Genomic DNA, 16,289 nt, shown 5'->3' on the forward strand with positions numbered 1-16,289 from the left:
ACAGTCACGCTCTGTGCCGGGTTCATCACTGTTCAGGGTAGGGAGCGGTGGCCACGCTGGGTGACATGACCCAGAAATCCCTCACGCACCACTTCACGGTCCAGCTGTCCGCGACCCGGAGAGGTGCCCGACTGGCGCGGTTGCTCACGGAACGCCAACTGGACGACTGGGGGCTGTCGCACGAGTCGGCGACGCAGGTCGTGGCCGAGCTGGCGGCCAACGCCGTACTGCACGGACGCGTCGCGGGACGGGACTTCAGGCTGGGGCTACTGCTGCACCCTGGCGGAGCCCTCCGTATCGAGGTGACCGACGCCCGGGGCGACCGCGTCCCGTACGTCCACGACCCGGCGGGTGCCGACGCGGAATCGGGGCGAGGCCTGTTGATCGTCGAGGCGTACGCCGACCGTTGGGGCGTGGACCCGGCCCCGGCCGGGTGCAAGGTCGTATGGGCGGAGCTGGGACCACCGGGTCGCGAGTACCCGTGACCCGGTCGTTCCCGACGCCAAAGACCAAAGAACCGGGGAAAGAACCGAACCCTCCCCTGCCGTCCCCGTCGATCACTCGCCGGAGTGAATATGCCGAACTCAGCTGGCGCGGAGGGTCAGTTGTGCGGCAGCGTCTGCCGCAACAGGTCCGGACATACTTCGGCCCTCGCCGGGACTGCCATCCCACTGCGAGGGCCTGACCATCGGGAAGCAGCCGCTTCCCGATGACTGAGAAGAGAGCAGCAGCTTCCGATGACTGAGAAGAACCCTAGCGCGCCCAAGTCCGCCAAGACCCGGCATTCCCACTCCGGTGTGATTCATGTGAACGAACCCCACACCGAGAACTTCACCGTGGTCGGCAATCACCTCCTCCAGCACCCCGAGTTGTCCCTGATGGCGATCGGACTCGCGGTGCACATCCAGTCGCTGCCCGCCGGGTCGCCGATCGGGATCAAGACGCTGGCGGCGAAGTTCCCCGAAGGGGAGATCCGGATCGCCGCCGCGCTGCGGGAGCTGGAGGAACACGGATACCTCACGCGTGCCAGGGAGCGTCTTCAATCGGGGCAAGTGACGACCCGGACGACCTCGTACAACCGGCCGCGGACCGCCCCGGCTCCGGCTGTCGAAGCGGCGGCTCCGCCGAAGGTGTCCGCCCCGAAGACCCCGGCCGCCGACCTCCTCGCCCGCCTGCGCACCTACGACTCCCGTCTGATGCTGTCCGAACGTGACGTACGGCGACTGGTCCCGGAGGTCTCCGCATGGCTGGAGCGGGGGGTCCCGGTCACGGCAGTGGAGCGAGCCCTGACGAGTGGCCTGCCACAGGACCCGATCAAGCACCCGGCGGCCTTCCTCGCCCACCGCCTCACCAGCCTCCTGCCCCCGCCCCTCCTCCTCCCGGCCCCCGCACCGCCTTCGCCCCCGGCGCTCCGCCCCGACCCCTGGCAGACCTGCGACGGCTGCGAACGCGCCTTCCGCGCCGCCGAGCCGGGGCGGTGCCGCGACTGCCGTTCGGTCGGCGCGGTGGCCTAGAGAACCGGGATGTCAGAGGTGGGTTTCGTGACAAGCGCCGCCAAGGCGCCGTGCCGCCGACTGCCCGGGTACCGTACGAGGACCGAGCCACCCGCACCGGAGGCCACCGTGAGTGCCCAGTGCGTCTACGGCTGCGACGTCACCTGGTACGGCTGACCCTCTTTCTCCCTGTCTGACCTGGCCGAAACCCGGTCACGGTGGAGCACACAACCCACACTTCGCATACCTAACTGCCCCCTGAACGGACCGTTCCCGGTCGATTACAGTGCTGTGCGCTCGTGTGTACGGACGGTGCCCGTGAGGAGGTCATGGTGGTGAGTGCGACGTTGGGTGCCGTCTGGGGCCGGGTCGAGCAGCAGGACTTCCGGAGCAGGGTGCGCGGGACCCTCCTCGGGTCCGCCGTGGGGGACGCGCTCGGCGGGCCGGTCGACGGGCTGACGCTGGAGGAGATCCAGGCGGCCTACGGCGCCGAGGGGCTCGTCGATCTCGGGTTCGGGCACGGGCGGCGCGGGACCGTCACCCATCACACGCAGCTCACCCTCTTCACCGTGGACGGGTTGATAAGAGCCCAGGTGAGGAGGGACACGGGGGCCTGGCATCCGCCCACCGACCTGCATCGGGCCTATCTGCGGTGGGCCGCCACCCAGCGGGACTGGGGGCCGGACGAGCGCCGGACGGAGGACGGGTGGCTGGCCCGGGAGGAGTGGCTGTACGCGCGGCGGGAGCCGACGCGTGCGCTGCTGCTCGGGCTCGGGGACGACAGGATGGGGACGCTGGAGTCGCCGAAGAACCCGGACGACCTGGGGCCGGAGGCCGTCGCGCGGTCCGCGCCGTTCGGACTGCTGGTGGGGTGGGAGCCGCAGCTCGTCGTGCAGCTGGCGGTGGAGTGCGCGGCGCAGACGCACGGGCATCCGACCTCCTGTCTGTCGGCGGGCGCCTACGCGGTGATCGTGCACGCCCTGGCCCGCGGCGACTCGCTGGACGGCGCGGTCCAGCGGGCGCTGGCCCTGCTCGCCGCCCGGCCGGGGCATCAGCCCGTGTCGGACGCGTTGCAGCACGCGCTCGGGGCCGTACGGCAGGGGCTGCCCACCCCGGCCCGGGTCGAGGAGCTGGCGGGTGACGGCGCGGCGGACGGGATGCTGGCCGCCGCCGTGTACTGCGCGCTGGTCGGGGAGGACGTACGGCACGGGCTGTGTCTCGCCGTCAACCAGGCCGGGCCCTCCGCCGTCGCCGGTGTCCTCACCGGCGGCCTCCTCGGCGCCCTGCACGGCGAGACGGCCCTCCCGCCGGCCTGGGTGGCCGAACTGGAGGGCCGTCCTACGATCCTGGAGCTGGCCGACGACTTCGCGATGGAGATGACCCAGGGACCGGCCCTGCACAACCCGGCGGGCGCGGCTCCGGGGTGGCTGGCGCGTTACCCGCGTTAGCGGCGCACGAACTCCTCGACGAACTCCGCCGGTTCAGGGAACCCCGAGGAAGCCGCTCGGCGGTGCGGGCGCCTCAGCCGCCTTGCTGTTGCTGTTGGCCTCCGCCGCCGCCTTGCTGTTGCTGCTGGCCTCCGCCGCCGCCCTGTTGTTGTTGGCCTCCGCCGCCGCCTTGCTGTTGCTGTTGGCCTCCTCCGCCACCTTGCTGTTGCTGTTGGCCTCCTCCGCCGCCCTGTTGTTGCTGTTGGCCTCCGCCGCCGCCTTGCTGTTGCTGCTGGCCGCCTCTGCCGCCTTGCTGTTGCTGTTGGCCTCCGCCGCCGCCTTGCTGTTGCTGTTGGCCTCCGCCCTGCTGCTGTTGCTGGCCCCCGCCTTGCTGTTGCTGTTGCTGTTGGCCCCCGCCGCCCCTGCACGGTCGCATCGGGACAAGGGTGTTGACCGTGGGCGCTTTCTGGTGGGCCGCCGCCACCGCAGCAGCCGGGGGTGTGGCGCTGGCCGACTCCCCGGCAAAAGCCGCTGGGAACGCCAGAGCAGCGATGAGCGCCGGCGTGAGCCGGATGAGGGATCGCTTGCCTCGCATGACCTCTCCCTTCGACCTACGGAAACGAAAGCCGGTCGTCCGTCCTTGGCCGGCGCCCCTTATGGGCACCTCGCAGCAGTCGAACGACGCTTCCGACAGCAGGATCACACGCGACACAACACCCAACAAGAAACCGAATATCGTAGGAGTAGAGGTCACCGGAAGCCACCCGCAACCGCCCAAAGGCGAATGGGAGTTGCGTATTTCATTTCACGCGGCCAGGGAATTATAAGTCCAGGCAACACGGTTCACCACTCCAGCTGATGCGTTGCGCACAGCGCACGCATCAGGAAACCGACTATCCTATAAGGAGGGGTCTCTGGTTAACAGCCGTCCGCACCAGCCGCCAAGCAGAGGGAACGACGGATGAATTACGACCTACGGCGAGCGGAGCTCGCAGACTTCCTCAGAACACGACGGATGGCCCTTCAGCCGGAAGAGGTCGGCCTTCCCACACGAACTTCCCGGAGAACTCCCGGGCTGCGCAGGGAAGACATCGCCGACCTGGCGGGCATCAGCTCATGCTGGTACTCGCAGCTCGAACAAGCCCGGAACATCAGGGTGTCCGGTCACGTCCTCACCTCACTGGCCAGGGCCCTTCGCCTCAACAGCGAAGAGCGCGACTACCTTCTGACCCTGGCGAGCGAGAACGCCCGTGCCGGCGCGAACATACCTGGGGACGGTGCGCGTCCGCGTCCGGCGCTCCAGCGCGTCCTGGACAGCCAGCTCCCTCATCCGGCCTGTGCCCTCAGTCCCCGATTCAACATCCTTGCCTGGAACCAGGCAAGGACCGATGTCTATGGCGATCTGGCCGAAGTAGCCCCTGCACACCGCCATTTGCTGTGGCTCTTCTTCAGCGATCACATGCGCGAACTGATTCAGAACTGGGAGCCGAGCGCCCGCTCGGTACTGGCCGAGTTCCGCGCGGTGACCGGAGCTTATGTCCACGAACCGTGGTTCACCGCGCTGGTCGGCGAACTGAGCGAAAACAGCCTGGACTTCCAAAAATGGTGGCTGCAGCATGAAATCGGAAGACATGGCGTCAGTACCCGGCAGGTGCGGCATCCTGCTGTCGGACGCATGACGCTGGAGGAGATCACGCTCGTTGTCGACGACCACTCAGGCCGGCGGGTCCTTCTGGAGATGCCGCAACCTGACACCGACACCGAGGAGAAACTGACGGCGCTCTCCCGGAGATGACCGTTTGGCTATCGGCTATCGGCTATCGGCTATCGGCTATCGGCTATCGGTCTATCTGCGGTATGGGCCTCAAGCTCTGCGTCCATCGCACCGCATGCCGCACCCGGTCGACGAGCCAGTGCAGCACGGCGGTCGGCAGGAAGAACACATCCGCCGTGATCATCGCCAGTGCGAAGAACGGCAGGCCGAGCAGAAGGCCGATACCCACGTGCATCGAGACCAGGATCGCGATCATCACGACTCGCAGACGGCTGCTGAAGAGCGTGAAGGGGAAAGCGACTTCGACGATCACCGTGCCGTAGGTCAGCAGGAGGACGATCAGGCTGCTGCTCGCGATGGCATGGGACAGAGCCGGCCACGGGGTGAGGTTGCCCAGGTGCAGCACATAGTAGAGCGCCGTGCCGTCCTGCCAACTGGCGCCCTGGATCTTGTACCAGCCGGAGGTCGCGTAGATCAGGCAGATCTGGATCGCCACCGTGAGCAGCGCGCCCGCGTGCACCACGTTGCCGACCATCTCCATCACGGTGCGGGGTTCTCCCGGGGCGTACCGCCGCACCGCCCACCACGCCAGCTGCGTGAGGGCGAAACCCCAGAGCAGCAACGCCCAGCCCGTGCTCAGTTCGCCCAGTCCGGTGACCAGGCCGAGCACGGCGGTGAAGAACGCCCACAGGGCGACCCCGACCACGTCCCGGCCGTCGTCGCGGTTGCCCGTGCGGCGTCGGGCGTCCAGGGACCAGACCTGGCCGCAGCGCGTGAACACCAGATAGATCGCCATGACGTGGATGACACTGTCGCCGCCGTTCCCCACGAAGGGGTTCCGGTTCTGGATCGCCAGCACACCGATCATGAACAGCAGCGAGGCGGTACGGGTCCGCCAGCCGACGAGCAGCATCACCGCCGCGGCGATCGCCGCCAGGTAGACGGTCTCGAACCACAGGCGGCCGTCGTGCCACGTGAGCACGGTGAAGGCGCCGTTCGTGGCGTTCCATTCGCGGGCCATGTTCCAGCTCCACGGACTGTCCGGTCCGTAGAGCTCGTCGTGGTGCACCCACTCTCGCAACAGCACCGCGAGCCAGGTGAGCGAGAAACCGATCCGGATGACGGCCGACTGATACGGAGCGACGGGACTACTGGTGATACGCGCGAAGCCCTGCCGGACGGCGCTTTCCAAGTGGCGCCACAGGCGGGTACGAACGGGCGGCGCGGGTTCCCGGCGGGGCCGCCCTGTCGACGAGTACGCAGTCACTGGAAATCCTCTGCCTTGACGGTCCACCACGGCTCGGTCAGGTAGCCGGATTCGGTGTCGATGTGCTCATTGCTCCACGGCGGCGCCGCGATGGGCGTACTGGCCGAGCGCAGCTGTATTGACTGCACGGCGCCACCGATGACGTACGGCCCGAAACTGTGGGCGGCGATGCGCAGCACGTACTGCTGCATCATTTCTCCGTACAAGCCGACCGGGTGCCCCTCGCTGTCTTGCGAGGAAACGAAATTCTGCCAGGCGGAACGGAGCTGGTTCTGTTGCGCTTGGCTCGGGAAAGGATGATGTCTGATCCACTCCTCGTCCATCGCGGTCAGGTCCACCCATTCGGTGACGGACGAGACCCCGTTGGATTTCATGACCTTCGCGCGCGCCTGCACATGAATATTCGCCGTTGTCGGGTCCGGGGCGAAGAACTTCCAGCTCTGCGTGAATTCTGGCTGGGTGTACTTTTCGATGGCGGCCGCATGCTGTAGAGAGAGTGAATTCGGAGGGGTTATATTCAGGAAGAGCACCGCGCAGTGCGTGGCGGCAGCGACCAGGACACCCACCACCGAGAGCACGACGACGGTCAGTGACACCGCTGAGAGACCTTTTGTCCCACTCGGCCCGCCGACCTGGTCCAGCGGCGGCCTGTCGGTCGGACCTGTACCTGCCCGAGTTTGTTCGGCCGGTGTGCACAAGTCCGGAGGCGGCTCGTTCGAGCCCCTCACGTCAGGCGGTTGCACGGCGTACTCGCTTCTTCATGATCGTCCTCGCAGGAAGTGTCGAGTGACCCCGCCGGCAGGCTCAAATCATCTACGGGCGATTTATCGATCGAATTGTTCGCCGATCAATCGGTGGTGTCGTGCCGGACCCGGTCGGGCGCCCCGGAGCCAAATCTACTTCGTTCTCGGCGATGTTCAAATCGACTGCCGGCCCCCTGCCGAGAACAAGGAAAGTCAGAGTAAGGCAGGCCATTGGTCATCGCAACCCCGGATGCATCGGTCGAGTGGCAGGGTTAGGGTGCTGTTATCTGGAGAAATGCGCTCCAGTCGCTGAGCCGAAATCCAGGCAGGGAGAGATTCATGCTAGGAAAAACAGCACTCGGTGCAGCCGTAATAGCCGCACTCGTCAGTGGAACTGTCACCGGTATGACGGAGGTGGCCTCCGCTGCCTCGAATCCGACATGCCGGGTCACCGGAGGGACCCTGACGGGCGATAGTTTCGCTCCCAACGGAACATTCACCGTCTCACCCGGGGGAAAGAGCGTTACTTCTTCTTCTGACGGCCGTATTGGACCGACAGCTGTCACAGGCACAGGAGCTGTCACCGTGGGTCCCGTGTCCTGCACGGGTTCCGCGGGACAGGCTTCCGCAGGAAGCGCAGCAGGGGCGTCCGCAGCCGTGGCGGCCGGGACCAGCGCGGCGCAAGCGGCTATCAACCGGGGCGCCTCCGAGCAGCAGGCGCGAGCGGCGGGCTCAGCAGCCGCACAAGCCAAGGCGACAAGCCTCGGCCTGTCGACGACGGTGATGAACCAGATCCAGGTCCAGACAACCAACAACGTCAACCAGATAATCGGTTCAACCATCAACGCACCGGTGAACCAGCAGGCCGGCACCACGGGTGGTACGACGACGGGTAATCCTCCGGCAGGGAATCCGCCTGCGGGTGGTACGACGACGGGTAATCCGCCGGCAGGTAACCCCCCGGCCGGTGGTACGACAACGGGTAACCCGCCGGCAGGTAATCCGCCTGCGGGTGGAACGACAACGGGTGGCACGTCGGCCGGCGGCACGTCGGGTGGCTCGTCCGCCGGAGGTACGTCGGGTAGCGCGTCCGCCGGTGGCTCGTCCGCCGGTGGTACGTCGGGTAGCGCGTCCGCCGGTGGCTCGTCGGCCGGTGGTACGTCGGGTAGCGCGTCCGCCGGTGGTACGTCGGGGAGCTCGTCGGCCGGTGGTACGACAACGGGTGGCTCGTCGGCCGGTGGCACGTCGGGTAGCTCGTCGGCCGGTGGTACCTCGTCGGCCGGCAATGCGCAGCCCGGCGGTACGCAGCCCAGCAACACCCAGCCGGGCATGTAGCCGGAGGTTCGGCGGGCTCACCGGAGCTCGTCCCCCGTAATGCGATCTCAGGGCCCGGTATGACTCCTGTCCCCTGTCGAACGGATGACCGGGGTTGGTGTCACCGGGCCCGGGAGGTGCCGTCGACGGCTCCCCGGCCGCGCGGCAGGATCGGTTTCCGGGACGGCGTTCCCGAAGCGCAAGGCGGGGGCTGCCGCACCTTGGCGTGGCGGGAGGACGCCGTCCCGGCGGAACCGGTCAGTCCTTGACCGGAGACTCCAGGGCATCGCCGCCGCCCGCCGCAGCCTGCGCCGGTACCGGGACCGTCGCGGCCGCGCTGTCCCCGTCCGTGTTGACGGTCTCGATGATGGCCAGGCGTTCCGGCGTGTCCTCCGGCTTCAGGAAGCCGATGAGGATGTAGAGGACCAGGGAGACGGCCAGCGGCACCGAGACCTGGTACTGGAGCGGGACGCCGCCGTCCACGTTCCAGTTGATCGGGTAGTTGACCAGCCAGAACGCCAGCAGGCCGGCCGCCCAGCTGGTGAGCGCCGCGGTGGGGCCGGAGCGGCGGAAGGGGCGCAGCAGGCCCAGCATCATCGGGATGGCGATCGGGCCCATCAGGCCGGCCACCCACTTGATGACCACGGTGATGATGTCCTTGAAGGTGGGGGAGTTGATCTGGGTGGCCACCGTCATGGACAGGCCCAGGAAGACGACCGTGGTGACGCGGGCCGCGATCAGGCCCGAGCGTTCGTTCCAGGCCCGTGCCTGCCGCGACACGACCGGGGCCACGTCACGGGTGAAGACGGCCGCGATCGCGTTGGCGTCCGAGGAGCACATCGCCATCGTGTGGGAGAAGAAGCCGACGATGACCAGGCCCAGCAGACCGTGCGGGAGGAGCTGTTCGGTCATCAGGCCGTAGGAGTCGGAGCCGTCCGGCTTCTGGGCGTGGACCAGGAGCGGTGACATCCACATGGGGAAGAAGAGGACGACCGGCCAGACCAGCCAGAGGGCGGCGGACAGGCGCGCGCCGCGCTCGGCCTCCCTCGGGCTGCCCGTCGCCATGTAGCGCTGGGCCTGGTTGAGCATGCCGCCGTTGTACTCGAAGAGCTTGATGAAGAGGAAGGCCAGCAGGAAGACCGTGCCGTAGGGGCCGACCAGCGGCTTGCCGTGGCCGTGCAGGGCCGGCTGGTTCCAGGCGTCGAAGAAGCCGATGCCCTTGTCGTTCAGCTTCAGGACGACGGCGACGAACATCGAGATGCCGGCCAGGAGCTGGATGGCGAACTGGCCGAGCTCGGTGAGCGCGTCCGCCCACAGGCCGCCGATCGTGCAGTAGACCGCCGTGATCGCGCCGGTGATGAGGATGCCCTGGTTGAGGGAGACCCCGGTGAACACCGACAGCAGGGTGGCGATCGCGGCCCACTTCGCGGCCACGTCCACGATCTTCAGCAGCATGCCGGACCAGGCCAGCGCCTGCTGGGTGGGGAGGTTGTAGCGGTTCTTCAGGTATTCCAGCGGGGACGCCACGTGCAGGCGCGAGCGCAGGCGGTTGATGCGCGGGGCGAAGAGCTTGGAGCCGATCGCGACGCCGAGCGCGATCGGGAAGGACCAGGTGACGAACGAGGTCACGCCGTAGGTGTAGGCGATGCCCGCGTACCCGGTGAACATCACCGCGCTGTAGCCCGACATGTGGTGCGAGATGCCGGACAGCCACCAGGGCATCTTGCCGCCCGCGGTGAAGAAGTCGCTGACGTTGTCCACGCGTTTGTGCGACCAGACGCCGATCGCGACCATCACACCGAAGTAGCCGATGAGCACGGCCCAGTCGAGCCCGTTCATGCGCCCCCCTTCCAGGGTCCGCCTACTGAACTCCGCTCAGCTGGCTGGCACTTCGCATAAGCGGAGCGGGGACGGGGAAGGCCGCGAAGTGCCCGCTCATCGTGGGTTCCGTGGCGAGGGCACGACAAGCTGGCGTAAGGTCAAGTGAGAGTAAAATCGTTCGTCTTGCTGACCTTGGTTCATGAGTATGAACGGCGCGGGATGGCTCGACGGGTGTGGGCCGGCCCCTCAGTGCATCAGCTCCCCTGCGTTGACCAGCAGTGACTGGCCCGTGATGGCCCGCGCCCGGTCCGATGCGAGGAACACCGCCGCGTCCGCCACGTCCCCGTCCGTCGCCAGCTTCGGCAGCGCCATCCGCTCGGTCAGCCGGCCCAGCACCTCGTCCTCCGGCACCCCTTCGGTGTGCGCGGTGAACTGGACGTACGCCTGCACCGGCGGCCCCCACATCCAGCCCGGCAGCACCGTGTTGACCCGGATCCCGTGCGGTCCCAGCTCCCGCGCCAGCGAGTACATGGTGCTGGTCAGCGCGCCCTTGGAGGCGGCGTACGCGGCCTGCCGCACCTGTGAGGGCGCGGCGATCGCGGACTGGGTGCCGATGAACACCACCGCTCCGCCGGCCGCCGCCTTCAGTGCCGGCAGGCATGCCCGGGTCATCCGCAGCGTCCCCAGCAGGTTCACGTCGATCACCGAGGCCCAGGTCGCGAAGTCGGCGTCCTCGACCCCGCCGAAGTAGGAGTCCCAGGCGGCCACGTGCACCACCGCGTCGATCCCGCCGAACCGCTCCCTCGCCAGGTCCGCCAGTGCCTCGCACTGGGCCTCGTCGGTGATGTCGGTGGCCCGGTAGGCGGTCCGGGTGCCCGCCGGATCGATCCCGGCCGCACTCTTGGCGAGGTTCGCCTCGGTCCGTGCGCCGAGCACGGCGTTCCCGCCGTCCCGTACGACGGTGGCCGCGACCTGGTGCCCGAGTCCGGCGCCGACTCCGGACACCACGACCGTCTTTCCTGTCAGCAACGACATCGCCAACCATCTCCCGGGTGTGGGCAAGTTTCTGACGGAGCGTCAGGGTATGGGCGGGCGCCGGAAAGGGGAACCGCACGGACGGGTGCGGGTGCGGGTGCGGGTGCGGGCGGGGCGTGGGCGTGGTGCGGGCGTGGGCGGGTTGCCGGTGCCGAGGGTGGGGCGTCCGGGGAGGCCTGTCGCGGCAGGACCGCGGCAGGACCGCGGCAGGACCGCGGCAGGGCCGCGGCCGGCTCCGGCGGTCGCCCGGTTCCCCCATGCCGTTGCGGCCGGGTCCGGGACGCCGGAGTCTGGGTGCAGGTACTGCGCGGGGAGGACGGGTCATGACGGAGAGCGGTGACAGGGCGGACGCGGAGCGGCTGCGGCTGGCGGACGCCGACGCGGGCCGGGCGGCGTGGCGGCGCTGGGGGCCGTACCTGAGCGAGCGGCAGTGGGGCACGGTCCGCGAGGACTACAGCCCCGGCGGCGACGCCTGGTCCTACTTCACCCATGACCAGGCCCGGTCCCGGGCCTACCGCTGGGGCGAGGACGGCATCGCGGGCTTCAGCGACGACAAGCAGCGGCTGTGCTTCGCGCTCGCGCTGTGGAACGGCCGCGACCCGATCCTCAAGGAGCGGATGTTCGGCCTGACCAACGCCGAGGGCAACCACGGCGAGGACGTCAAGGAGTACTACTTCCACCTCGACTCGACGCCCACCCACTCGTACATGAGGTACCTCTACAAGTACCCGCAGGGGGCCTTTCCGTACGACGACCTCGTCACCGTCAACCGGGACCGGGGGCGCCACGACCCCGAGTACGAGCTCCTCGACACCGGAGTCTTCGACGAGGAACGCTACTTCGACGTGTTCGTCGAGTACGCCAAGGCCGGCCCCGAGGACCTGCTGATCGAGATCACCGCGTACAACCGGGGCCCCGACGAGGCCACGCTGCACCTGCTGCCGACGCTCTGGTTCCGGCACACCTGGTCCTGGGCGGGCGGCACGGCCGTACCCGCTCTGCGGCAGCCGGCGGACGGCGTGATCCGCGCCGACCACGACGAACTCGGCCCGCGCTGGCTGTACTTCGAGGGTGGGCCGCAGACCCTGTTCACCGAGAACGACACGAACAACGAGCGGATCTTCGGCAGCCCGAACACCACCCCGTACGTCAAGGACGGCATCGGCCGGTACGTCGTCCACGGCGAGACCGGCGCCGTCAACCCGGCGCGGACCGGCACCAAGGCCGCCGTCCACCACGTGCGCACCGTGCCCGGCGGCGGCAGCACCACCGTACGGCTGCGCCTGACCGCCGCCGAACTCACCGACCCCTGGGGCGAGTTCCAGCAGGTGTTCGACGCCCGGCGGACCGAGGCGGACGTGTTCTTCGAGGGCGTCGTCCCCGACGGCCTCGGCGAGGACGAACGGCGCACGGTGCGGCAGGCCCTGGCCGGAATGCTGTGGAGCAAGCAGTACTACTACCTCGACGTCGAGCGCTGGCTCACCGAGCACGGCGCCGATCCGCTCGCCGCCGACCCGCGCATCCGCAACAGCGCCTGGTATCACATGGTCAACGACGCGGTCATCTCGATGCCGGACACCTGGGAGTACCCCTGGTTCGCGGCCTGGGACCTCGCCTTCCACACCATCGCCCTGGCCATGGTCGACATCGGCTTCGCCAAGGCGCAGCTGGACCTGCTGCTGCGCCGCCTCTACCTGCACCCCAACGGCCAGATCCCGGCCTACGAATGGAACTTCGGCGACGTCAACCCGCCCGTGCACGCCTGGGCCGTGCTGTTCGTCTACGAACTGGAGAAGCACCGCACGGGCAGCGGCGACCGCGACTTCCTGGAGAACGCCTTCCAGAAGCTGACGAAGAACCTCACCTGGTGGCTCAACCGCAAGGACATCGACGGCAACAACGTCTTCCAGGGCGGCTTCCTCGGCCTCGACAACATCGGCGTCTTCGACCGCAGCGCCCCGCTGCCCACCGGCGGCCACCTCGACCAGGCCGACGGCACCGCCTGGATGGCGCTCTACTGCCAGAACCTCCTGGAGATCGCCATCGAACTGGCCGACGGCAACCGGGTCTACGTCGAGCACGCGCAGACCCTGTTCGAGCACTTCGCCTGGATCGCCGTGGCCATGAACCGCATCGGCGACGACAACCAGAGCCTGTGGGACGAGGAGGACGGCTTCTACTACGACGTCCTGCGACTGCCCGACGGCGGTGCGACCCGGCTGAAGGTCCGCTCCCTGGTCGGGCTGATCCCGCTGGCCGCGACCAGCGTGATCGGCGGCTGGACGGACCAGCGGTTCCCCGAACTGGTCGAGGGCGCGGCGGAGTTCGTCCGCAGCCACCCGGCCGTCGAGGCCCTGGTCGCCCCTCACATCCTCGGCGCGGGTGCGGCGGGGCGGCACCTGTTCGCGCTCTTCGACGCGGACCGGTTGCGCCGGATCCTGTCCCGGATGCTCGACGAGGAGGAGTTCCTCGGACCGCACGGCATCCGCTCGCTCTCCCGGTACCACGCCGACCACCCGTACACCTTCGATGTGCACGGCGAGACCTACGGGGTCGGCTACCTGCCCGGCGAGTCCGACACCGGGATGTTCGGCGGCAACTCCAACTGGCGCGGCCCGGTGTGGTTCCCGGTCAACGTCCTGCTCGTGCGGGCCCTGCTGAACCTGCACGCCTACCACGGCGACGACTTCACCGTGGAGTGCCCGACCGGCTCCGGCCGGCGGATGAACCTCTACGAGGTCGCGCGCGAGATCTCCGGCCGGCTCACCGCCACCTTCCTGAGCGACGCGGACGGTCACCGCCCGGTGCACGGCGCCCAGGCCAGGTTCGCCAAGGACCCGCACTGGAAGGACCTGATCCTGTTCTACGAGTACTTCCACGGCGACACCGGCGCGGGCCTCGGCGCCTCCCACCAAACCGGCTGGACCGGCCTGGCCGCGGTCACCGCCACCCTGTTCCATGTCGTCGGCGCCGGAGACTGGGGCGCCCTGCGCGAGGAGCCGCTGTCATGACGGTGATCTACGAGATCAACACCCTCGTGTGGCTACGGGAGTTGAGCGTCCGGTTCGGGCGCCGGGTGACCCTCGGGGACGTACCCGGCGAGGTCTGGGACCAGGTCGCACGGCCGGGCGTCGACACCGTCTGGCTGATGGGCGTGTGGGAGCGCAGCCCGGCCGGACTGGGGATCGCCCTGCGCGACGAGGGCCTGCTCGCCTCCTTCCGCGCCGCCCTGCCCGACCTGACCCCGGCGGACATCGCCGGGTCCCCGTACTGCGTACGGAACTACGTCGTCGACGAGGGGCTCGGCGGTCCGCAGGGGCTGGCCGCGGCCCGCGCCGGACTCGCCGCCCGGGGCGTGCGCCTGATCCTGGACTACGTCCCCAACCACGTGGCCCCCGACCACCCCTGGCTGACCGAGCGCCCGGACTGTCTGGTGCAGGGCACGCCGGACGACCTGGCCCGCTCGCCGGAGGCCTTCCTGGCGGCCGGCGGACGGGTGTTCGCCCGGGGCCGCGACCCGTACTTCCCGCCCTGGCCGGACGTCGTCCAGCTGAACGCCTTCAGCGAGCGGCTCCGCACCGCGGCGACCGACACACTGGTGTCCATCGGCGACCAGGCGGACGGCGTGCGCTGCGACATGGCGATGCTGCTGATGAACGACGTGTTCGCCAAGACCTGGGGCGACCGGGCGGGGCAGGTGCCCGCCGAGGACTTCTGGCCGTACGTCATCCCCCGCGTGCGCGAGCGCCATCCCGGCCTGCTCTTCGTCGCCGAGGCCTACTGGGACCTCGAATGGGACCTCCAGCAACAGGGCTTCGACCACTGCTACGACAAGCGGCTCTACGACCGGCTGGTCCACGAGGACGCCGACTCCGTCCGGGCCCACCTCGGCGCCGGCCTCGGCTACCAGCACCGGCTCGTCCGCTTCCTGGAGAACCACGACGAACCCCGGGCCGCCGCCACCCTGCCGGGCGCCAGGGAACGGGCGGCGGCCGTGGCCGTGGCCACCCTGCCCGGCGCGACCCTCTGGCACGAAGGCCAGTTCGAGGGCCGCCGGGTACGCCTGCCGGTGTTCCTCTCGCGCCGCCCCGAGGAACCGGCCGACGCGTCCCTGCGCGACTTCCACGACCGCCTGGTGGCGGCCGTGGCGCCGGTCCGCGAGGGCGACTGGCAGCTGCTGACCTGCACCGGCTGGCCGGACAACGACACCCACCACAACCTGCTCGCCTGGTCCTGGAGCACCGCCCGGGAGCGTTTCCTGGTCGTCCTCAACTACTCCGGACAGCCCGCCCAGGGACGGGTGTCGCTGCCCTGGGACGAACTGCGCGGGCACTCCTGCCGGCTGACCGGGCTGCTCGACGGCAGCACCTACGACCGGGACGGCGACGAACTGGCCGACGCGGGCCTGTTCGTGGCCCTCGACGCCTGGAGCTGGCACCTGCTCTCGCTCGGACCGTCCCGGTGATCTCAGCGCAGTTCGTCCACGTACCGGTCGGTGCCCGGGACGGTGGGGACGAACGGGGCGACGAACTGCACGTCCCCGAGGCCGGAGGCGGCCACCGCCGTGTCCAGGTCCGCGAAGTGGTCCCGCCAGTTCTCGCGGGGATCGGCCTGGAGGAACCACAGCAGCGTCAGCCGGGTCCCGACCCCCTCGACCTGCTTGACGTAGGTCATCCGGTCCAGGGGCAGCGGGGTCGGCGCGAAGACGGTCACCATGGCCGCCGGGGAGCCGGCCAGCCGTTTCGGCAGGTGGTCCTCGCGCAGCCATGCGAGCAACTCCCCGAGCTCGCCGGGGGACTTCGCGTCGACGACCTGGACGACGAGCCCGGCGTAGGGGTGGTCGAGGGCGTGGATGTCGCGCGGGCCGTGGTCGCCGTCGCGATAGACGGTCGCCACATGGTCCTGGAAGGCGGTGAAGACGTGCGTGCGGTCCTGGAAGACCCGGTGGTCGCGGTTGAGGCGCTTGTTGATGCCGACGGTCCAGCGCATGTGGTCGGCATAGCGGCCGGCGGTCATCCAGTAGACGGAGATGTAGCACCCCGCCGTCACCGGCCGCGCGACGGCGGAGTTCTCGGGGTAGCGCAGCAGCTGGAGGTCCCGGGTGGCCACCCAGCGGCGGCCCGCGTACATCCACGGCATGGCCATCGCACCGGCGATGAAGTGATCGTCCTCGTACCACCGGTTGTACGCGCGCTCGTGGCCGGGATGCGGCTCGACCATGGTGATGAGGGCATGCCCGAGATCGGCTCCGTAGGGGCCGACGGCGGCCAGTTCCGCGTACAGGTCGCTGCGGGTGTCGACTGCGTGCGTCGCGTCGTCTGTCATACCGTCAGGTTTAGCTGACGGAGCATCAGTTCGCGAGAGGGGCAACCCGGTTTGCTCCGAAGGGCGACGGCCGGACCCGCCGGGTACCGG

At 69.0% G+C, this 16,289-nt stretch carries 13 protein-coding genes; 7 read left to right on the plus strand and 6 right to left on the minus strand.

The features are described from left to right. Window positions 1-65: 65 nt before the first annotated feature. The 4 genes from IEZ11_RS21200 (at window position 66) to IEZ11_RS21210 (ending at window position 2,941) form a co-directional block, all read left to right on the plus strand. Window positions 66-485: an ATP-binding protein gene (locus IEZ11_RS21200; protein ID WP_189264394.1), complete on the plus strand. Its 420-nt coding sequence runs from the start codon at window positions 66-68 to the stop codon at window positions 483-485. Window positions 486-737: 252 nt separating this feature from the next. Beyond that, on the plus strand, window positions 738-1,514 hold the full coding sequence (locus IEZ11_RS21205) for a helix-turn-helix domain-containing protein (protein WP_189264395.1): 777 nt from the start codon (window positions 738-740) through the stop codon (window positions 1,512-1,514). A 27-nt stretch (window positions 1,515-1,541) separates the two neighbouring features. Beyond that, window positions 1,542-1,670 carry a hypothetical protein gene (locus IEZ11_RS51985; protein WP_268239918.1) on the plus strand — a complete coding sequence of 43 codons (129 nt, stop codon included), beginning with the start codon at window positions 1,542-1,544 and terminating at the stop codon, window positions 1,668-1,670. Between the two features lie 158 nt (window positions 1,671-1,828). Then, window positions 1,829-2,941, plus strand: a complete 1,113-nt coding sequence (locus IEZ11_RS21210; RefSeq protein ID WP_189264396.1) for an ADP-ribosylglycohydrolase family protein — start codon at window positions 1,829-1,831, stop codon at window positions 2,939-2,941. A 33-nt stretch (window positions 2,942-2,974) separates the two neighbouring features. Here the strand turns inward: IEZ11_RS21210 and IEZ11_RS21215 are convergent, their stop codons facing one another. Beyond that, window positions 2,975-3,364: a hypothetical protein gene (locus IEZ11_RS21215; RefSeq protein WP_189264397.1), complete on the minus strand. Its 390-nt coding sequence runs from the start codon at window positions 3,362-3,364 to the stop codon at window positions 2,975-2,977. 517 nt (window positions 3,365-3,881) lie between these two features. Between IEZ11_RS21215 and IEZ11_RS21220 the strand changes: the two genes are divergently transcribed. After that, window positions 3,882-4,715: a helix-turn-helix transcriptional regulator gene (locus IEZ11_RS21220; RefSeq protein WP_268239919.1), complete on the plus strand. Its 834-nt coding sequence runs from the start codon at window positions 3,882-3,884 to the stop codon at window positions 4,713-4,715. Window positions 4,716-4,758: 43 nt separating this feature from the next. Here IEZ11_RS21220 and IEZ11_RS21225 read toward each other — a convergent pair whose 3' ends face one another. The 4 genes from IEZ11_RS21225 to IEZ11_RS21240 all read right to left on the minus strand — a co-directional run bounded on the left by IEZ11_RS21225 (window position 4,759) and on the right by IEZ11_RS21240 (window position 10,874). Further along, window positions 4,759-5,886 carry an HTTM domain-containing protein gene (locus IEZ11_RS21225; protein WP_189264399.1) on the minus strand — a complete coding sequence of 376 codons (1,128 nt, stop codon included), beginning with the start codon at window positions 5,884-5,886 and terminating at the stop codon, window positions 4,759-4,761. 71 nt (window positions 5,887-5,957) lie between these two features. Continuing rightward, window positions 5,958-6,557 (minus strand): DUF5819 family protein, encoded by a 600-nt coding sequence (locus IEZ11_RS21230; RefSeq protein WP_189264400.1) that lies wholly within the window; start codon window positions 6,555-6,557, stop codon window positions 5,958-5,960. 1,719 nt (window positions 6,558-8,276) lie between these two features. Continuing rightward, window positions 8,277-9,857: a sodium:solute symporter family protein gene (locus tag IEZ11_RS21235; RefSeq protein ID WP_189264401.1), complete on the minus strand. Its 1,581-nt coding sequence runs from the start codon at window positions 9,855-9,857 to the stop codon at window positions 8,277-8,279. Between the two features lie 228 nt (window positions 9,858-10,085). After that, window positions 10,086-10,874 (minus strand): SDR family oxidoreductase, encoded by a 789-nt coding sequence (locus IEZ11_RS21240; protein WP_189264402.1) that lies wholly within the window; start codon window positions 10,872-10,874, stop codon window positions 10,086-10,088. 323 nt (window positions 10,875-11,197) lie between these two features. On the opposite strand from IEZ11_RS21240, the gene IEZ11_RS21245 reads away from it, so the two are divergent. Together IEZ11_RS21245 and IEZ11_RS21250 are read left to right on the plus strand one after the other, a co-directional pair. After that, window positions 11,198-13,885, plus strand: coding sequence for an MGH1-like glycoside hydrolase domain-containing protein (locus tag IEZ11_RS21245; RefSeq protein ID WP_189264403.1), 2,688 nt, complete (start codon window positions 11,198-11,200; stop codon window positions 13,883-13,885). Continuing rightward, entirely contained in the window at window positions 13,882-15,339 is a 1,458-nt protein-coding gene (locus tag IEZ11_RS21250; protein ID WP_189264404.1) for an alpha-amylase family protein, read from the plus strand. Before IEZ11_RS21245 ends, IEZ11_RS21250 begins: the two co-directional genes overlap by 4 nt. 2 nt (window positions 15,340-15,341) lie before the next feature. On the opposite strand, the gene IEZ11_RS21255 is transcribed toward IEZ11_RS21250, so the two are convergent. After that, window positions 15,342-16,199: a hypothetical protein gene (locus IEZ11_RS21255; RefSeq protein WP_189264405.1), complete on the minus strand. Its 858-nt coding sequence runs from the start codon at window positions 16,197-16,199 to the stop codon at window positions 15,342-15,344. Between the last annotated feature and the right edge of the window lie 90 nt (window positions 16,200-16,289).

Source organism: Streptomyces fuscichromogenes, assembly GCF_014645815.1.
In the GTDB taxonomy this organism is placed as follows: domain Bacteria; phylum Actinomycetota; class Actinomycetes; order Streptomycetales; family Streptomycetaceae; genus Streptomyces; species Streptomyces fuscichromogenes.

Bases quoted from the DNA above. Each gene is read 5' to 3' on its own strand.
- IEZ11_RS21220 (WP_268239919.1), top strand. From the start codon at position 3,882: ATGAATTACGACCTACGGCGAGCGGAGCTCGCAGACTTCCTCAGAACA.
- IEZ11_RS21250 (WP_189264404.1), top strand. From the start codon at position 13,882: ATGACGGTGATCTACGAGATCAACACCCTCGTGTGGCTACGGGAGTTG.
- IEZ11_RS21200 (WP_189264394.1), top strand. From the start codon at position 66: ATGACCCAGAAATCCCTCACGCACCACTTCACGGTCCAGCTGTCCGCG.
- IEZ11_RS21205 (WP_189264395.1), top strand. From the start codon at position 738: ATGACTGAGAAGAACCCTAGCGCGCCCAAGTCCGCCAAGACCCGGCAT.
- IEZ11_RS21245 (WP_189264403.1), top strand. From the start codon at position 11,198: ATGACGGAGAGCGGTGACAGGGCGGACGCGGAGCGGCTGCGGCTGGCG.
- IEZ11_RS21235 (WP_189264401.1), bottom strand. From the start codon at position 9,857: ATGAACGGGCTCGACTGGGCCGTGCTCATCGGCTACTTCGGTGTGATG.
- IEZ11_RS21255 (WP_189264405.1), bottom strand. From the start codon at position 16,199: ATGACAGACGACGCGACGCACGCAGTCGACACCCGCAGCGACCTGTAC.
- IEZ11_RS21240 (WP_189264402.1), bottom strand. From the start codon at position 10,874: ATGTCGTTGCTGACAGGAAAGACGGTCGTGGTGTCCGGAGTCGGCGCC.